The organism is Burkholderia sp. Ac-20392, assembly GCF_017104585.1.
In the GTDB taxonomy this organism is placed as follows: domain Bacteria; phylum Pseudomonadota; class Gammaproteobacteria; order Burkholderiales; family Burkholderiaceae; genus Burkholderia; species Burkholderia lata.
In genome coordinates this window covers 1-16,342 of sequence record NZ_JAAGPB010000165.1, presented here as the reverse complement: position 1 = coordinate 16,342, position 16,342 = coordinate 1, and the positions used below count along the sequence as shown (strand labels likewise).

Annotated in this window: 15 protein-coding genes; 10 read left to right on the top strand and 5 right to left on the bottom strand. The window is 66.6% G+C overall.

All coding sequences use genetic code 11. The annotated features are described in order from the left end of the window. Positions 1–370 precede the first annotated feature (370 nt). Positions 371–670, bottom strand: coding sequence for a YXWGXW repeat-containing protein (locus G3N99_RS19180; RefSeq protein ID WP_206123197.1), 300 nt, complete (start codon positions 668–670; stop codon positions 371–373). Positions 671–992: 322 nt separating this feature from the next. Between G3N99_RS19180 and G3N99_RS19175 the strand changes: the two genes are divergently transcribed. The 8 genes from G3N99_RS19175 to yddG all read left to right on the top strand — a co-directional run bounded on the left by G3N99_RS19175 (position 993) and on the right by yddG (position 10,476). After that, positions 993–2,678: a metallophosphoesterase family protein gene (locus tag G3N99_RS19175; protein WP_206123196.1), complete on the top strand. Its 1,686-nt coding sequence runs from the start codon at positions 993–995 to the stop codon at positions 2,676–2,678. A gap of 97 nt (positions 2,679–2,775) precedes the next feature. Beyond that, on the top strand, positions 2,776–3,063 hold the full coding sequence (locus G3N99_RS19170; RefSeq protein WP_206123195.1) for a hypothetical protein: 288 nt from the start codon (positions 2,776–2,778) through the stop codon (positions 3,061–3,063). 234 nt (positions 3,064–3,297) lie between these two features. Next, positions 3,298–4,029 carry a GntR family transcriptional regulator gene (locus G3N99_RS19165; RefSeq protein ID WP_206123194.1) on the top strand — a complete coding sequence of 244 codons (732 nt, stop codon included), beginning with the start codon at positions 3,298–3,300 and terminating at the stop codon, positions 4,027–4,029. Between the two features lie 85 nt (positions 4,030–4,114). Then, positions 4,115–5,434, top strand: coding sequence for an FAD-binding oxidoreductase (locus tag G3N99_RS19160; protein ID WP_206123193.1), 1,320 nt, complete (start codon positions 4,115–4,117; stop codon positions 5,432–5,434). 134 nt (positions 5,435–5,568) lie between these two features. Beyond that, a complete protein-coding gene (locus G3N99_RS19155) occupies positions 5,569–6,900 on the top strand; it encodes an MFS transporter (protein WP_174989043.1) in 1,332 nt (443 codons plus the stop codon). Positions 6,901–6,981: 81 nt separating this feature from the next. Further along, positions 6,982–7,890 (top strand): dihydrodipicolinate synthase family protein, encoded by a 909-nt coding sequence (locus G3N99_RS19150; RefSeq protein WP_206123192.1) that lies wholly within the window; start codon positions 6,982–6,984, stop codon positions 7,888–7,890. Next, positions 7,890–9,392: an aldehyde dehydrogenase gene (locus tag G3N99_RS19145; RefSeq protein ID WP_206123191.1), complete on the top strand. Its 1,503-nt coding sequence runs from the start codon at positions 7,890–7,892 to the stop codon at positions 9,390–9,392. The genes G3N99_RS19150 and G3N99_RS19145 overlap by 1 nt, the downstream gene beginning before the upstream one ends. Positions 9,393–9,531: 139 nt before the next feature. Beyond that, positions 9,532–10,476, top strand: coding sequence for an aromatic amino acid DMT transporter YddG (gene yddG / locus G3N99_RS19140; protein ID WP_206123190.1), 945 nt, complete (start codon positions 9,532–9,534; stop codon positions 10,474–10,476). 72 nt (positions 10,477–10,548) lie between these two features. Here the strand turns inward: yddG and G3N99_RS19135 are convergent, their stop codons facing one another. Both G3N99_RS19135 and G3N99_RS19130 read right to left on the bottom strand, forming a co-directional pair. Further along, on the bottom strand, positions 10,549–11,181 hold the full coding sequence (locus G3N99_RS19135) for a LysE family translocator (RefSeq protein WP_041493556.1): 633 nt from the start codon (positions 11,179–11,181) through the stop codon (positions 10,549–10,551). Between the two features lie 123 nt (positions 11,182–11,304). After that, on the bottom strand, positions 11,305–12,201 hold the full coding sequence (locus tag G3N99_RS19130; RefSeq protein WP_206123189.1) for a LysR family transcriptional regulator: 897 nt from the start codon (positions 12,199–12,201) through the stop codon (positions 11,305–11,307). 321 nt (positions 12,202–12,522) lie between these two features. On the opposite strand from G3N99_RS19130, the gene G3N99_RS19125 reads away from it, so the two are divergent. After that, the gene (locus G3N99_RS19125; RefSeq protein WP_206123188.1) at positions 12,523–13,371 is read left to right on the top strand and encodes a sulfite exporter TauE/SafE family protein; all 849 of its coding nucleotides are present in this window, start codon (positions 12,523–12,525) and stop codon (positions 13,369–13,371) included. Here G3N99_RS19125 and G3N99_RS19120 read toward each other — a convergent pair. Together G3N99_RS19120 and G3N99_RS19115 are read right to left on the bottom strand one after the other, a co-directional pair. Beyond that, complete coding sequence (locus tag G3N99_RS19120; protein WP_206123187.1) at positions 13,368–13,697, bottom strand: hypothetical protein; 330 nt, start codon at positions 13,695–13,697, stop codon at positions 13,368–13,370. The genes G3N99_RS19125 and G3N99_RS19120 overlap by 4 nt on opposite strands. Positions 13,698–13,718: 21 nt before the next feature. Beyond that, complete coding sequence (locus G3N99_RS19115; RefSeq protein WP_206123186.1) at positions 13,719–14,690, bottom strand: LysR substrate-binding domain-containing protein; 972 nt, start codon at positions 14,688–14,690, stop codon at positions 13,719–13,721. A 109-nt stretch (positions 14,691–14,799) separates the two neighbouring features. Between G3N99_RS19115 and G3N99_RS19110 the strand changes: the two genes are divergently transcribed. Next, on the top strand, positions 14,800–16,125 hold the full coding sequence (locus tag G3N99_RS19110) for a D-serine ammonia-lyase (RefSeq protein ID WP_206123198.1): 1,326 nt from the start codon (positions 14,800–14,802) through the stop codon (positions 16,123–16,125). Positions 16,126–16,342 lie beyond the last annotated feature (217 nt).

The window sequence follows — 16,342 nt, the reverse complement described above, 5'->3', positions numbered from 1 at the left end:
ATCGTCTTGCTCTCCTTGCATGCGCCGCGCCATTACCCGCCCCCGCCACACTGGCGGTTCGGGATCGCCGCGCGCATCGCACACGGCCTCGGCAAGGTCCGTTTCATCGGCATCCGTTTCAGGCTGCATGGCGATCGGGTCGATCGGGTGCCGGCCGCCCGGTCGCGTAAGCGGCGGCCGGCGTGCTCAATATACGACGACCGGCGCGGGCCGGTAATAGGCCGGACGCGCCGGCACCACGACACAGCCGGCCAGCACGATGGCGGCGGCCGCGAGTATCACCACGGTTCGAAAAGGCATGGCTGCGCCTCATGACGTTGCGGGAAAACGCCGCCGCGCCGGCACCGCGTGCCGTGCGGCGGCATGCGCATCAGGCCCAGTGGCCCGGAACCCAGCGCCACGCCGGGCCGCGCGCGACCCAGTGGCCCGGCACCCAGTGATAGCCGACGCGAACCACTTGCCAGTGGCCCGGGATCCACACGTAGCGGCCCTGCCGCCAGTGCCAGTGGCCCTGGTCCCACACGTAGCCCGCGCGCGGCGCCGGCATCACTTCGACGCGAGGCGCCGGCGGCGCGTAAGGCGCGACGATGACGGCCTGCGCGAAGGCGGCCGACGCAGCAAGCGCGGCCACGCATGCCGTGGCAAACCGCAATGGGGTGGAAAGCTTCATGAAAGACTCCGAGGTAGCAGGTATCGACCGGAAGCGGCCGTTCATGCGTTAAACGGCGCGGGCGAACGAAATCCGTCGCGATGCCGGCAAATAAATTTCGACGGAGCCGCACGCGTGTGGCGCGACCCGGATGCCACGATCCACGAGTTCGGGCATGGGCCATCACTTGCGCGGGGTTGCCCTGCTGTCACAACCCGGCAAAACTGCCCTCCGACAATGTTTGCCACCGGGATCCCGCTCGTTTCCGGCTCACGCACCGGCCACGCTCGCGCGCGGCCGGGCGGTTCCACATCTCGCGTCTCCACCAACGAAAACACCGACCATGTCGAACCAGGACAACTCCCCGATCCAGCCGAACGAGCCGGCCGCGTCCGTCTCGCGTCGCGGCTTCCTGAAACTCGCCGGCGTATCCGGCCTCGCCACCGCCGCCGGTGGCCTCGCGGCAGCCAGGGCCGCCGCGTCGAACCCGGACGGCACGCCCGAACAGGTCCACCTGACGTGGGGCAACGACCCGACGTCGGAAGTCGTGATCTCGTGGGCATCGCTCGCGTCGGCCGTCAATCCGCGCGCGCGCATCGTCGCCGACGGCGAGCCGGCGCGCACCGTGCACGGCGTCCAGCGCCTGTACACCGACGGCCTGAACGGCGAGACGGTGTTCGCGTACCACGCACGCGTGCACGGGCTGAAGCCCAATACGCACTACCGCTACGAGATCACGGCCGACAACGACAGCAACGCCGCGCAGCCGTTCTCCGCGAATTTCTCGACCGCGCCGCGCGGCCGCGCGCCGTTCCGCTTCACGAGCTACGGCGATCTCGCGACGCCGAACGGCGCGTGGGTGCTGTCGTCGCCGCAGAGCCGCTTCGCGGTGCAGGCCGTCGAGCAGTTCCAGCCGCTGTTCCACCTGCTGAACGGCGACCTCTGCTATGCGAACCTGAACCCCCCGCACCAGCCCGAGGTGTGGCGCGACTTCGGCAACAACAACCAGACGTCGGCCGCGAATCGGCCGTGGATGCCGTGCCCCGGCAATCACGAGATCGAGTTCAACAACGGCCCGCAGGGGCTCGACTCGTATCTCGCCCGCTATACGCTGCCGGAGAACGGCACGCGCTTCCAGGGTCGCTGGTACAGCTTCCGCGTGAGCTCGGTGCTGTTCGTGTCGCTCGACGCGGACGACGTGGTGTACCAGGACGCCGCCGCATTCGTCGGCGGCCCCGCGCCGCTCGTGCCGGCCGCGAGCACGGGCCGCCCGCCGATCGAGCCCGGCACGTCGTTCTACGTGCGCGGCTACAGCAACGGCGAGCAGACGCGCTGGCTCGAACACACGCTGCGTCATGCCGCGCATGACGACGACATCGACTGGATCGTCGTGCAGATGCACCAGGACGCGCTCAGTTCGTCGAAGACGGGCAACGGTTCGGACAAGGGCATTCGCGAAGCATGGCTGCCGCTGTTCGACCGCTACGGCGTCGACCTCGTGCTGTGCGGCCACGATCACGACTACGAGCGCAGCTACCCGGTGCGCGGCTGCAATCACCGTGCGGGCGTCGATGCGACGACCGGCGAAGTCGTCGAGACGCTGCAGCCGCGCCCGGTCGGCTCGAACGACCCGGACCGCACGAAGTTCGACACGAGCCACGGCACGATCCACCTGATCCTCGGCGGCGGCGGCACCAGCGCGCCGCTCGACGTGTACGGCGAGAACCCGGCGACCGGCTTTGCGCGGGCGAAGGTGTTCACGAAGCCGAACCGGCCGGTGCCGGGCACGGCGCCGAACACGTTCGTGCGCGAGCCGGCCGACGCGCTCGAGGATGCGATCTGGTCCGCGCGCCGCGATACGGGCACCGGCTACGGGATCGCCGTGTTCGATCACGACCCGGGCAAGCCGGGCGGACACACGACGATCACGATGCGCTACTACCACGCGCCGGGCGCCGACCAGCACCCGACCGCCGACTACGAGCTGTTCGAGACGATCGAGCTGAGCAAAAAGCGCAACGAACGGTGATCGGGCGGGCGCCCGTTGCGACGGGCGCCCAACGCGGCGCCGTCAGGGCGTGTGGCGGCGTGGCACGCGTTAGACTGCCCGCCTCGCACACCGGCCCATGAAGATGAGTTTCGAATACCACATCCACACGCCCCCGTCGGCCGACGCATTCGATGCGATCGCGAATGCGTTGCGGCAAGCACACGACGGCATCGACATCGATCGCGACCGACGGCAGCTTGAAGTCCGTGGCGACGCAGGCGGCTGGCCACTGGTCAGCCTGTCGACCGACGAAGGCGGTTTCTTCGTTGTCACGACGCTCGGGCCGACGCGAGACGCGATGCTCGACTCGATCGGCCGCGCGCTGTCCGCAATCGGCGCGGCGTGGCATATCGACGACGCATGACCAACTGCCCCGTTCGCCAGCTCGCCTGAACCGGCCGCACGCGCGGCGCCGACACCCTTCCAACGCCCGCCATTCGGCCCGCCCGGCTTCGCCCCTTTAAGCTACGCATGTCCAGGCGCGCCGCCCCGCGCCCGCATCGACCTCGCCCGTCTGGCGAGGTAAGGTGTAAACCCTTATTTTTGCTTGGTCTATTCTCAACCTAAACTGTGTCTACAGTTTGTAGACAATGAAATCATGTCCAGACAGAAGCTTCAGACCGCCTCACCGGATGCCGAATCCGGCGGCTCGGCGGATCGCAAGAACGTAATGGCGGAGACACTGCGGCGACGCATCGTGAGCATGGAGCTCGCGCCCGGCGCCGTGGTCGACGAGCTCGCGCTCAGCGAGGAATTCGGGCTCTCGCGCCCGCCGGTGCGCGAACTGATGCGCCAGATGGCGGCGGAAGGCTATCTCGAGCTCGAGCCGAACCGGCCGGCCCGCGTATCGCCGATGGGTTATCAGTCGCTGCGCAGCTTTTTCCTGGCCGCCCCGCTGATCTACGTCGCGACGACCCAGCTGGCGGCAAGCCACGCGACGGCGGAAGAAGTGGAACGGTTGAAGGCGATCCAGGCGCAGTTTCGCACCGCGATCGAGCAGAACGACCTGCAGGCGCGCGTGCTGCAGAACGACGCGTTCCACTTCGAGATCGGCCGGATTGCGCGCAACGCCTACCTGATGCCGAGCCTGCGCCGCGTGCTGATCGATCACGCCCGCCTCGGCAAGATTTTTTACCGGTCGCCGGCGACGACCGACATGCAGCAGGACCTGGAAGCAGCAGTTAAGCAGCACGACGAGATCATCGAAGCGATTGCGCAGCGCGACGCGCAGCGCGCCGGCGAGCTGGTCCGCAGCCACATGGAGCTGTCGCGCCGCCGCATGGCCGAGTACGTGATCCCGGAAGGCCTGGACGTACCCATCCAGTTTTAACGGCCGCACCAGACGGCGCACGCTTTCACGTGCGCCGCCTTCCCGCGCGATCGATCAGGACTCTTTACCGATATTGGATTTAGGAATGCATAAGGTCACATCGCTTCCGGCCGACGACAAGATGTGCGGCTGGTACCACACCAGCCGGCAGCGTCAGCCCAGGCCGTCGCACGGCGGGGAATCCAGCGCGCGCTGGGCCGTCGTGGGCGCGGGCTTCACCGGCCTGGCCGCCGCCCGGCAGCTCGCGCTGAATTTTCCGGATGACGAGATCGTCCTGGTCGACGCGCAGGAAGTCGGCTTCGGCACCTCCGGGCGCAACGCCGGTTTCGCGATCGACCTGCCGCACGACATCGGCGCAGACGACTACATCGGCGACATCCCCACCGCCAGGACGACGCTGAAGCTGAACGTGCTCGGCCAGACGATCCTGCGCCGGCTCGTCGGCGAGCACGGCATCGATTGCGCGATGAGCGCGTCCGGGAAATACCAGGCGGCCGTGGAAGCGCGCGGCATCGCCGTGCTCGACGCCTACCGCCGCGGTCTCGACAAGCTCGGCCAGCCGTACGAGATGATCGACGGCAAGGATCTGCCCGCGCATATCGGCACGTCGTTCTACCGGAAGGCGTTGTTCACGCCCGGCACCGTGCTGATCCAGCCGTCGGCGCTCGTGAAAGGGCTGGCCGACTGCCTGCCGCCGAACGTGACGCTGTACGAGCACACGCCGATCACCGACGTCGAGTACGGCGACAGAATCGTGCTCGCCCACCGCAACGGCCGGATCACGGTCGACAAGCTGGTGCTCGCGAACAACGCGTTCGGCATGCGCTTCGGCTTCCTGCAGCACACGATGCTGCCGGTCTTCCTGTATGCGAGCCTGACGCGGCCGCTGACCGGCGCCGAACAGGCGCAACTGGGCGGCAAGCCGTTCTGGGGCGTGATCCCGGCCGACCCGTTCGGCAGCACGCTGCGCCGCACGCACGACAACCGCATCCTGGTGCGCAACAGCTTCAGCTTCAACCCCGACGGCCGCCCGCGCGAGAAGTACCTGCCGCGCTTCGCCGACCGGCACCGGCTGTCGTTCGAGCGCCGCTTCCCGATGCTGCCGGACGTCGAGTTCGAGTACACGTGGAGCGGCTCGCTGGCGCTGTCGCAGAACCACAAGGGATTCTTCGGGCAGCTCGCGCCGAACGTCTACGGCGCGCTGTGCTGCAACGGCCTCGGCATCACGCGCGGCACCGTGACGGGCACGCTGCTCGCCGACTGGCTGGCCGGCAAGCGCAGCGACCTGGTCGATTTCCTGCTGGCAACATCAGGGCCGAACCGTACCCCGCCCGAGCCGTTCCTGTCGCTCGGCGTCAACTCGACCCTCTGGTGGGGGCAACGCAAGGCAGGACTCGAAAGCTGATCGGGCCGCCACGCGCGTCACCCCGTCAGGAAGCACCGGACAACCGATACCGATTCATGCATCACGCTTAGTAGACCATATCAATAGATCGCGCGACGGCATGCCGTGCGCCATTTCATGGAAGGAGACAGGCAATGTCAACGAATCACATGTCCATCGAGGATGTTCCGCTCAATGGATTCCACCAGTTGCTCACGATCCGCTCGGGCGGCGGCTGGCTCATGGACGGCTACGTGCTGAGCATCATCGGCGTCGCGATGGTGCAGTTTTCCGACGCGCTCGGCCTGACCGGCTTCTGGCAAGGCATGGTCGCCGCGTCCGCACTGATCGGCATCTTCTTCGGCGGCTTCATCGGCGGCTGGCTCAGCGACCGTCTCGGGCGGAAGAAGCCCTACTTCTTCGGCCCCGTGATCTTCTTCGTCTGCTCGCTCGCGCAGCTGTGGGTCCACTCGGGCGAAGCGCTGTTCGTGCTGCGCTTCCTGATCGGCATCGGCGTGGGCATCGAATACCCGGTCGCCGGCTCGCTGCTCGTCGAGTTCATGCCGCGCAAGTATCGCGGGCCGCGCCTCGCGATGCTGACGATCATCTGGTTCTTCGGCGCGGCGCTCGCGTACATCGTCGGCAACATCATCCTCGGCAGCGGCGGCCCCGACGCGTGGCGCTGGGTGCTGGCCAGCCCGGCCGTGATCGGTCTCGCGCTGTTCTTCGTGCGCATCGGCACACCCGAATCGCCGCGCTGGCTGCTCAGCAAGGGCCGTGTCGCGGAAGCCGACGACGTGATCCGGAAAGTCTACGGCCCGTCGTTCTCGGTGAAGAACCTGCCGGAGGAGCAAACCGAAAAGAAGATCTCGCTGTGGGCACTGCTGCACTCGGGCTACGGCAAGCGGATGCTGTTCGTGTCGGTGTTCTGGAGCTGCTCCGTGATTCCCGTGTTCGCCGTCTACTCGTTCGCGCCGCGCGTGCTCGAAGCGCTGCACCTGACTGGCAAGTGGGAATCGTTCGGCTCGGTGGCGATCACGTTGCTGTTCGTGGTCGGCTGCATCATCGCGACGTGGATCATCAACGAACTCGGCCGCCGCGCGATGGTGATCCACAGCTTCCTCTGGTCGGGCCTCGCGCTGCTGGGCCTCGGCGCCTGCTCCGGCGGCTCGGCGGTGCTGATCCTCGTGCTGTTCGGTGCGTATGCGGTGCTGATCGGCGGCGCGCAGGTGCTGCAGCTCGTGTACCCGAATGAAATCTTCCCGACCGACATCCGCGCATTCGCGGTCGGCATGGGCGCATCGCTGTCACGCATCGGCGCGGCTGTCGGCACCTGGCTCGTGCCGATCGCGCTGCAGACCGTCGGCATCGGCAACACCATGTACGCAGCGGCCGCCGTCTCGTTCGTCGGGCTGATCGCATCGCTCGCGCTCGCGCCCGAAACGCGCTCGCTCAGCCTGCAAGAGGCCGCGTCGCTCAACCACTGATCCCATTACCGGTGCACCGCTGCGCTCGCAGCGACGCACCTTTCGTCAACCCGACCGTTTCCCTTTCCGCGGAAGAACATCATGAATTTCGAAGGCATCTACACCCCGGCCATCACGCCCCTGAACGCCGCCGGCCAGATCGACAAGACCGCATTCGCCGACGTGATCGAATCGCTGATCGCGGCCGGCGTGCACGGCATCATCATCGGCGGCTCGACCGGCGAATACTATGCGCACACCGCGCAGGAGCGCTTCGATCTCGGTGCATGGGCGCGTGAAGTGATCGGCTCGCGCGTGCCGCTCGTGATCGGCACCGGCGCGGTGCGCACCGAGGATTCCGTCGAATACGCGAAGGCGGCCAAGGCCGTGCGCGCCGACGCGATCCTGGTCGGCTCGCCGCCTTACGCACTGCCCACGCAGCAGGAGAACGCGGCGCACGCGCTGGAGATCGATCGCGCGGCCGACCTGCCGATCATGCTGTACAACTACCCGGGCCGGATGAGCGTGTCGATGGACCGCGAATTCTTCCGCACCGTCTGCGACGCGTCGAAGAACATCGTCGCGATCAAGGAAAGCTCAGGCCAGACGGGCCAGTTGCACATGCTCGTGCGCGAGTTCCCGAACATCAGCGTGTCGTGCGGCTGGGACGACCAGGCGCTGGAGTTCTTCGCCTGGGGCGCGCGCAGCTGGGTCTGCGCGGGCTCGAACTTCCTGCCGGCCGAGCATATCGCGCTGTACCAGGCGTGCGCGATCGAGAAGAACTTCGACAAGGGCCGCCGGATCATGTCCGCGATGATGCCGCTGATGGATTTCCTCGAAGGCGGCAAGTTCGTCCAGTCGATCAAGTACGGCTGCGAACTCGCGGGCCTGCGCGCAGGCGGCGTACGTGCACCGCTGCGCGCGCTCGACGAACAGGAAAAGCAGACGCTGGCCACGATCGTGGCGGGCATCAAGCGTGAAGTCGCCGCCGTCACCGGAGGCCAGGCCTGATGACCGACCTGCTCAGCGCGCCTGAATATGCGGCGCTGGCCGCGGCGCTTCGCTTCCCGACCGGGCCGTTCATCGACGGCGCATTCCGCACGGCCAGTTCCGGCGATACCTTCGCGACCGTCAATCCGGCCACCGACGCCGTCCTCGCACAGATTGGCGCCTGCAATGCGGCCGACGTCGACCGCGCGGTCGCCAATTCGCGGCAGGCGTTCGAAGACGGCCGCTGGCGCAAGCTCGCGCCGTCGCACCGCAAGGCCGTCCTGCTGAAGTTTGCCGATCTGCTCGAGCAGCACGCGCACGAACTCGCGACGATGGAAAGCCTCGACAGCGGCAAGCCGATCCGCGAGTGCCAGACCATCGACGTGCCGGAGACGATTCATACGATCCGCTGGCACGCCGAGCTGATCGACAAGATCTATGACAACACCGCGCCCGTCGGCGGCAACGCGCTGGCGCTGGTCGTGCGCGAGCCGATCGGCGTCGTCGGGCTCGTGCTGCCGTGGAATTTCCCGCTGCTGATGCTCGCGTGGAAGATCGGCCCGTCGCTCGCGGCCGGCTGCTCGATCGTCGTGAAGCCGGCGAAGGAAACCACGCTCACGGCACTGCGCGTCGCGGAACTCGCGCACGAAGCCGGCGTGCCGGCCGGCGTCTTCAACGTGCTGCCGGGCGGCGGCAAGGAAGTCGGCGAGCCGCTGGGCCGTCACGCGGACGTCGACATGGTGAGCTTCACCGGGTCGACCGATACCGGGCGGAAGTTCCTCAAGTACGCGGCCGAATCCAACCTGAAGCGCATCGTGCTAGAGTGCGGCGGCAAGAATCCGGCGGTCGTGCTGCCCGACGCCCCCGATCTCGACGCGGTCGCGCAGCACATCGTCAACGGCGCGTTCTGGAACATGGGCGAGAACTGCTCGGCATCGTCGCGGCTGATCGTCCATGCCGACATCAAGGACGACCTGCTGCGGCGTATCGGCACGCAGATGCGCGAATGGAAGATGGGCAACCCGCTCGACCCGGCTCACCGGATCGGCGCGATGGTCAGCAAGGCCCACTTCGAGAAAGTGCGTTCGTACCTCGAGCAGGCCGGTGCGGAGCACCTGCACGTCGCGTTCGGCGGCCAGACCGACGGCGGCATTTTCGTCGAGCCGACCGTGGTGGACGGCGTGAGCCCAAGCAGCCGGCTGTTCCGCGAGGAGATCTTCGGCCCGGTCCTGTCGGTCACGACGTTCACGGACATCGGCGAAGCGATCGCGCTGGCCAACGACTCGGTCTACGGGCTCGCCGCGTCGGTCTACACCGGCAGCCTGAACCAGGCGATCCGGCTGTCGCGCGAGATCCGCGCGGGTGTCGTGACCGTCAACTGCTTCGGCGAAGGCGACGTGACGACGCCGTTCGGCGGCTACAAGGAATCCGGATTCGGCGGCCGTGACAAGTCGGTCTGGGCGCACGACCAGTACACCGAGATCAAGACCATCTGGATCGACGTACCCGCGGATCTCGCGTAAGCGCGCCGCGTTGCATGGCCGGTTGCAGCCGCCGCCGCGTGTGGCGGGCGCAACCGGAGTTTCCGTTTGCGGCGGCAGCACGCGCGGGCGGAACCGAATCATCCGAAATCGAATTTGAATGTTGAAACAGGCAGGAAGCATGAAGCGCAAGAATAAGGCAACGCTCGCCGGGCTCGGCGCGGTGTTGTTGTGGGCCTCCGTCGTCGCCCTCGTTCGTGGAGTGAGCGAAAGTCTCGGCGCGACCGGCGGCGCCGCGATGATCTATACGGTGGCATCCGCGCTTCTGCTGTTGACGATCGGCTTCCCCGATCTCAGCAAATTCCCGAAAAACTATCTGCTCTGGGGCGGGCTGCTGTTCGTCGCGTACGAGCTGTGCCTGTCGCTGTCGATCGGCTACGCAAGCAACGGCCAGCAGGCGATCGAAGTCGCGATGGTCAACTATCTGTGGCCGAGCTTCACGCTGGTCGCGGCAATCGTGTTCAACAAGCAGCGCGCCAACCTGCTGGTCGTGCCCGGCGTCCTGCTGTCGATGCTCGGCATCTGCCGGGTGCTCGGCGGCGACCAGGGCCTCGATCCGGCCGGCATGCTGCACAACGTCGCGGACAATCCGCTGAGCTACGGCCTCGCGTTCTTCGGCGCGCTGATCTGGGCCGGCTATTGCACGGTCACGGCGCGCCTCGCCGACGGCAAGAACGGCGTCACGCCGTTCTTCATGCTGGTGGCGCTGGCGCTCTGGATCAAGTTCGCGATCGAAGGCGGGGGCGGCATGACGTTCAGCCTGCACGCGGTCATCTACATCGTGCTGGCGGCATCGGCGCTGGGGTTCGGCTATGCGGCCTGGAATACCGGCATCATGCACGGCAACGTGACGGTCATCGTCGGTGCGTCGTACTTCACCCCGGTGCTCGCCGCCATGCTCGCCGCGACGCTGCTGCATGCGCCGCTGTCGATCGAATTCTGGCAAGGCGCATTGATGGTTTGCGGCGGGTCGATCCTGTGCTGGCTCGCGACGCGCGGCCGACGCCGTGAGAAAACCGCGCCCGTTCGCGTCGGCAACGAAGCGCAGGGCAACTGCCAGGGCTGACGATGCCGGGCGCTTTCGTTGCGACGCCGCTCGACAGCACCCGGTGGTCCTGCAAACCGCCAACCACTCGTACTAGCTGCGCGACTCCAGCGCGATACGCACGGCCAGCCCGGCCAGCACCGTACCCATCAACCAGCGCTGAGCCGACGCCCAGACCGGCCGCCCGGCCAGAAAGCCCGCGATGCCGCCGGCCATGCAGGCAATCAGCGCATTCACGCTGACACTCACCGCGATCTGCACGCAGCCGAGCGCCAGCGATTGCGCGAGCACGCTGCCATGCCCGGGCGATATGAACTGCGGCAGAAGCGACAGATACATCACCGCGATCTTCGGATTCGCGAGGTTCGTGACGAAGCCCATCGTGAACAGCCTGGCGCGGCTGTCGTGCGGCAACTGCCGGACCTGGAACGCCGAGCGACCGCCCGGCTTCAGCGCCTGCCATGCCAGGTACGCCAGATAAAGCGCACCGGCGAAACGCAGCGCGTCGTACGCATACGGCACGGCCATCACCAGCGCGGTGATGCCGAGCGCCGCGCACACCATGTAGAAAACGAACCCCGACGCGACGCCGCCGAGCGACACCAGCCCGGCACGGCGGCCCTGGCAGATCGAGCGTGACACCAGGTAGATCATGTTCGGCCCGGGTGTCAGCACCATGCCGAGCGACACGAGTCCGAAAGCGAGCAAGGTAGGCACGGCCGGCACGGAATTCTCCTTCGGGGCGAAGCGGTCAGGGACGAGTTCGAACAATGTATTGCATCTCGAACGCCATCGGCATGAATAAACTGCAAGCCGCCCATGAGCGCTGTTCATCGCACCGGCCGTTCGTTACCGGCTCTTTTTCGCGCGTGTGTGGATCGCCTTCGCCGCCTTCGCGCGTTGTGCGTCGACGAGCCGCACGAACTCGTCCGCGACCGCGTTGCCGGCCGTATTCCACGACAGCCGCACCGAGCGATGCAGCCTCGGCGACAGCTCCAGCACGCGGCCGCCGAACGGCGTGTACGTGAGCGTGATGCGCGGCACGATCGACACGCCCATGCCCGCCTCCGCCATCGACAGAATGGTGCGCATCTCGACCACGTTGAACGCGGCCCGCAGCGGAACACCGCTGCGCGCGAAGTAATCCGCGATCACCGGCCCGCATCCAGCCTTCGAGAAAATGAACGGCGCCGCGGACAACTGCTTCGCCGACACGCTCTTGCGGCCGGCGAACATGCCGTCCGCCGCCACGGCGACGAAGTCCTCGTCGAGCAGCGGCAGATCGTGCGCGAACGTCTTCGCGCCGGCCACCACGCCGACATCGGCCGTGCCGTCGTCGATCCACCCTTCGACTTCGCTGTCCGTGCCTTCGAGCAGCACCGCCGACACGCCCTGGTGCATCTCCTTCAACGCCTCGAGCGCAGGGACGACGAACGCCAGCGACACGCTCGGCAGCGACGCGACCACCAGCTTCCCTTCGAGCTTGCCGCGCGACAGGCTGAACTGCTGGCGCAACAGCTGGGCTTCCCGCACCACGCTCTGGACGTACGGCCACAAGCGTTCGCCCGCTGCCGTCAGGACGACCGGCTGCCGGTCGCGCCAGAGCAGCTTGACTTCCGTGATGTCTTCCAGCTCGGTCAATGCATGACTGATCGCGGATTGACTGCGGCTGAGCCGATCAGCCGCAGCCGTGAGCGAACCGAGTTCGACCACGGCCGCCAGGGCCTGCAACTGGGCCAGCGTCATCGACGCCTCCTTGTTCAAAGATATGAATACCGTACATGAGACGGCAAATCGTCATGAATTATATTGAACCGCCGAAATGATCACGCCGACGCTTCCGGTGGCGCGTCGCGGCCGGCGCCGAATGTCCTTCGCAACGCTCAGGTAAGATGCATCCTCGAACCGCATGTCGATTGCCTGCGGCCCCGGCCGCACAACGGCGCGGCGCCACGCGATCGACTTCCGGTTCACGCCAATCCAGAACAAATGCGTGCAAGACACACGCGACCGCCACGAGCGCCATCGACCGCGCTCGCTGCCGGATATGCCGCGACATGCCATTCCATGATGCATTTCAATCTGACTGAAGGTGTGCTGGTCTCCAGCCTGCAGGGGCTCAGCGCGTTCGACCTGACCGGCATCGCCATTGCGCTGCTGCTGGGCGGCATGGCCAAGGGAATCACGGGCATCGGCGTGCCGCTGATCGCGATGCCGATACTCAGCCAGTTCCTGCCGATCCGGCATGCGGTGCTGCTGCTGTCGATGCCGATCATCCTGGGCAACATCCCGCAGGCGCTGGAAGGTGGCCAGTTGCTGGCGACGGCACGCAAGATCGCCGCACCGATCGCGGGCACCGTGATCGGCAATATCGTCGGCGTGGCGATCCTGCTGTCGCTCAATCCGGGTCATGCGCAGGCGGCGTCCGGCGCGCTGCTGATCGTGGCTGCGGCGCTGATGCTCGCCGCGCCGAAACTCAACCTGCCGGACGCGTGGCAAAAGCCTGTCGGCTTCGCGCTCGGATTCGGTGCGGCGCTGATGGAGAGCATCGCGTCGGTTCCCGGCCCGCTGCTCGCCACTTACCTGATTTCGTCCGGGGCAACCGGACGCGTCTTCACGAAGCAGATTGCGATCATCCTCGTGGTGTCGATCGTGACGCTGATCACGACGTTCAGCGGCGCCGCGCACGCGAGCGGCGCCGACCTCGCGATCTCGGCGGCAGCCAGCCTGCCGGCCATTGCCGGCATGTGGCTCGTTCGCCCGCTGCGGGACAAGATGTCGCCCCGCCTCTTCAGGATGGTCGTGCTGCTGTTCGTGCTCGTCGCGGCATCGCAGATGATCTGGAAATCGGGCGTGTTCCGCCACGGTGGATCGCACGTTACCCAGATGGACAACGCGCACGCGAACAAGAATTAATAGATGGCGCAATGCCATCGATCGCGCATGCGTTCTGAAAGCTGCAAAGCGTAGTATTCGCGGACCCGGCGTTTCGCCCCGCCCGACGGCGTGGACGAGACGTCACCGACTTTGCTGCTCGCGCGCTGACGCCCACGTCGGCGCTGCCGCGCTTTCAGAGGCATGAAATGGAAACCTACGTATTGCTCGGCTGCGGATTCGGCCTTGGCCTGTTGATCGCCATCTGGGGCATCTGGCAACTCAAGTAGCGCTGCCAGCCCCGTCCACACGCAAGCAATCCGTAGGGAGACGGACGGGAAACTGTAGTTTGCGTCGGTATTCGCCACCCATCTCCTTCGCAGTCCGATTCATCTATCCGACGGCATCAGCGACTCATGCCTGCTTCCGCTCGACAGCAAACGCGATCGCGCCGTATCGAAGCGCGCGCACTCGGCCTTGAGCCAGTCCGAAAACACCACGGTACGCGGATCATCGGGATTGCGTGACAACAGCATGTAGCGCGCCGGCGCACGCACGTGCGTGCCGAAGACATCCACGAGCCGTCCGCTCGCGATCTCGTCGTGCACCAGCGCGGCGCGCCCCATCGCGACACCCTGATGGTTCAGCGCCGCCGTGATTGCCAGGCTGGAAAAATTGAACTGCGGGCCGTCAAGATGCGCCGTCCACGCCGGACGGACCGCCTCCAGCCACGTGCGCCACTCCACGAATTCGGGTGCACCGCCCCACGGAGCCGCGTCGTGCAGCAGGACGACACCTTCCAGCGATTCGCCGCTGGCAAAGGCCGGATGCTGCGCCAGGTACGCAGGCGTGGCGACTGGAAACAGGATTTCGTCGAGGATCACCTCGGCATGCAGCCGATCGTACTGCACCGGGTCGTAGCGCACTGCCACATCGATGTCGTCGGTTTCCATGGCCTGACGATCCAGTACCTGAAACTCGGCCTTCACGCGAACCGGCACATTCGGTTGTTGCCGGTGAAATTCGGACAGGCGCGGCATCAGCCATTGCAGCGCGAGCGACGGCAGGCAGCTGACCTGCAGCGGGGCGTCCGACACGCCGAGCGCCTGAAGCGTGCGATTGATGTCGACGAACGCGCTCGACATCGTCCCGAGCAGGATCTCGCCCTTCTCGGTCAACTTCAGTCCACGCGCCTGGCGCACGAACAGTGGATAACCGAGCCGGTCCTCCAGGTTCCGGATCTGCTGGCTCACGGCGCTTTGCGTCAGGTTGAACGCCTGTGCCGTCTTCGTGAAGCTCAGCAACCGGCCGGCCGTTTCAAAGCAGTGCAACGCACCCAGGATCGAACCGTCGAGTCGCATGGATATAAGTCAGGCTAATGCATTCATTAGAAATCGGCGCTTTTGCGCAGGCTTCCCGGATCGTAGCATTCCAGCCACATATCTCGTTTATCCGATGCAAACCCGAACCATGCCCCTCACGCTCCAGCCCGCCGATCTATTAGCCAAACTGCAATCCAACCACCCGCTGCTGTGGCTGAATCCCCATGCCGGCAGCCCGATGCCGCACGACGCGCCCGGGCTCGACGCCATTGCGATGGCCGAAGCGCGGCTGGCACGCTGCGAACCGCTGATGGCCGAGCTGTTTCCCGAACTCGCGGCGAGCGCGGGGAAAATCGAATCGCCGCTGATGCCGGCCGACAGCCTGCAGCGCGTGGTGTCGCGCCCCGCAGACGCATCCGGCACCTGGTTCATCAAGCGTGACGACGCGTTGCCGATCGCCGGCTCGATCAAGGCGCGCGGCGGCTTTCATGAAGTGCTCGCGCTCGCGGAGTCGATCGCGATCGAACACGGGCTGCTCGAACCCTCGGGTGACCGGCGGATCCTCGCATCGGCCGCCGCACGCGAACGGTTTGCCGCGCACACCGTCATCGTCGGCAGCACCGGCAATCTCGGCCTGAGCATCGGCGTGATGGCCGCCGCGCTGGGGTTCGAGTCGGTCGTTCACATGTCGACCGACGCAAAGCCGTGGAAGAAGGCGCGCCTGAGACAACGCGGCGTTCGCGTGATCGAACATGACGGCGACTACGCGCAAGCCGTCGCGGCCGGACGCGCGCAGGCATGCGATCAGCCGCGCAGCCACTTCGTCGACGACGAAGGCTCGCTGATGCTGTTCCTCGGTTACGCGGCCAGCGCCCGGCATCTCGCCGCGCAGCTCGCCGAGGCGGGCCGCCGCGTGGACGCGACGCACCCGCTCTTCGTCCATATTCCGTGCGGCGTCGGCGGCGCGCCGGGCGGCATCGCGTATGGCCTCAACGCGCTGTTCGGCGAGCATGTGCATTGCTTCTTCGCCGAACCCGTCGCGTCGCCGTGCATGCTGGTTCAACTGGCCGCCGGCCCCGGGAAGCCCGTGTCCGTCTACGACGTGGGGCTCGACAACCGGACCGAGGCCGACGGCCTGGCCGTCGCGCAGGCATCGCACCTCGTCAGTCCGCTGATGGCGCCGCTGCTGTCGGGCGTCTTCACCGTCAGCGACGCGCAGCTCTACGCCCAGTTGCTTGCGGTTCAACACGCGACGGGCGTGGAACTCGAACCGTCGGCCGCCGCTGCCGTCGGCGGTCCCGGCTGGCTGACGCAGTCCCCGGCCGGCCGCGACTACGTGCATCGCCACGCGATCGACCTGCGACAGTCCACGCAGGTCATCTGGGCAACGGGCGGCTCGCTCGTGCCGCCGGAAGAACATCGCCGCTTCCAGTCTCATGCGAAAGCGCTCGCCGGCGCCGCTGCCAACACGTGACGCGTCGGGGCCAGCGTCCAGCCTCGTTCCCGAAGACGCGTTAGACTGTCCCGATGGAACAATGCCGTTATTGCCAGAGAATCCGCGATGAATGGGATTGCCACGGTGACGAATGCCGCCGGGCAATCGCCAAGGCGCTGCGCCGGCAGCGCGCGGGCCTGCCCATGGTGCCCGATCGCATCCGCAACGAACTGCCGTCCGGCGCGCACGCAGGAGG